1 protein-coding gene is annotated in these 1946 nt (G+C 40.4%); it reads right to left on the bottom strand.

Going from position 1 to position 1946, the window contains the following annotated elements:
* Positions 1-308: 308 nt before the first annotated feature.
* Positions 309-1790, bottom strand: a complete 1482-nt coding sequence (locus HMPREF9018_RS04050) for a tyrosine-type recombinase/integrase (RefSeq protein ID WP_008448497.1) — start codon at positions 1788-1790, stop codon at positions 309-311.
* Positions 1791-1946 lie beyond the last annotated feature (156 nt).

Genomic DNA, 1946 nt, shown 5'->3' with positions numbered 1-1946 from the left:
CATTCGCATACCATTTTCGTGGGATTACGAAAAACGTAACAGTCGTATACAAACGTAAGCAAACGTAAGCAAAAATAGCAAACGTAAGCAAACGATGCAAATGCATACAAACTATGCATACAAACTATGCAAACGATGCAAATGCATAATTTGCATTGCAAACTATGCAAACGATGCAAATGCACCTATATGAGAATGAGTATGAGAATGAGAATGAGTAATAGACTTAGTCGTCTATTACAAAAGTGAGAGTTCTTTGTGAAAAAAGAAAAACCTACAAAAGAAAGCTCCTTTGTAGGTTTGAAAGATTAAAAGCCTTTGCCTTTCGTTCTTTCGTAAACTGCGGTTTGTTTTTTGTCGTGGTTTTCGATTTTGAATAAAACCATTGAGCGAGGAGGAATGTCGTCAGGTAGTAGTGAGACAAGTTTCTCGATAACTTCATCAACATTGTTGAAGCCAACGTCTGTCAGTTCTGCTACCTTGCGCCCTTGGAAGAATGCCGTGCCGTGAACCTGATAACGATACGAGAGTTTGAAACGATCCTCTTTCGGCTTTTGTTCTCGCTGTGATGGTTTATCTGAGAAGAAAATAAAATCAATTACTTTCTCGTTGAGTTCCCATGCTGGAGAGAAGTCTATCTTGATATAGCCTCGTGTTACCTTGTGTCCGCTGCTATGGTTCATAGCAAATGCCACCTCGCCAATAGTAGCCTTGCAATCGTTTTGCGCCACTGTTCCCCATGTGTGTCTGAAAGTATAAACAGAATAATCGTGCTGCTTGTCTATGCCCATAGCCTCACACAAATTTCTGATGCCTATATTCACATTGGCACTGAAGCTATCTGTTGTCGTATGGCGTTTAGCAAAGTTGAATAGATGCACATCATCCTCATCGGTATTCTTGTATTTGTCAAACAAAGGAAGCAAGATAGGAGGGACACGCATTTCCATATATGCGCCATCGGCACGAAACTTTTTTGTCTTGGCTCGTTGGTAATGGATAATACCATCGTAATAGTCCGTTTTCTTCAGCTGAAACAGATCAACTGTGTTAATACCTGCAAGACAAAGAACCATCATTGCCACATCTCTACCAAGCTCTGTGGTAGGGTGCGCCATCTTACTTTCGGGAAGTGGAAAGAAAAAGAACTCCCTGCATGCTTCAGGAGTAATAGCTAGTTTTTCGGGCTTATCAGCTTTTGGAATTTCCACCTTCACCCACGGATTTGTCTTTATCTTGATGATGCCGTTGTCGTAATCGTTGAACTCTACCTGTGCAGCTTTGAATATCTGCCTAATACAAATAGGGTACATTTCTTTGGCACGCTTTGTCGTTTCAAGACTTTTAATCCATCTGTTTACAAACATCGAGGTCAGATGCGAGAACTTGACATGGTTTGTCCCTGCAAATCTCTCGAGGTGCTGTAAGGCAAGTTCATAGTTGCGAGCGTTGCGCTGCTGCCCTCTGTCTATCATTCGGTCTATGTGCTTTCTGGCATATTTCGAAAAATCTATATCATCATCGCCACTCACAAGAAAGTCGGACACTTCTTTTGCGTTCCAGTTCCTAATGTCCTTTTTGTTGAGACGCTCCATGTAGTCAATGATTACAGGAGAGAGCAGACCAACCACATAGGGGTCTTTAACTTCTTTGGTTTTCGTGATGCCCTTATCGTTTACCATCTTTTCAGTTTTGATATAGGCGAGTTCCCTATGATGTGTTACCCTGATATAAACAGGATAAAAACCATCGCTACGTTTATTCCTTACGCATATTTTCAGTGTTGCCATAATTCATCCGTGTTCCAATTGTTAGTGATAAAAATACCTAAACTTGTTATAACTTACAGAATTGCAGTTGTAAACACGCTGTAAACAGTGTATTCCAAAATAGTAAACTTACTGTAAACATTTACGCTCATTCTGCTCAAATAGTGTGTATAGATG

The sequence above is a fragment of the Prevotella amnii CRIS 21A-A genome (assembly GCF_000177355.1).
Classification (GTDB): domain Bacteria; phylum Bacteroidota; class Bacteroidia; order Bacteroidales; family Bacteroidaceae; genus Prevotella; species Prevotella amnii.
Note: the sequence above shows the minus strand (reverse complement) of the source record. Positions and strands in the feature narration are given on the sequence as shown.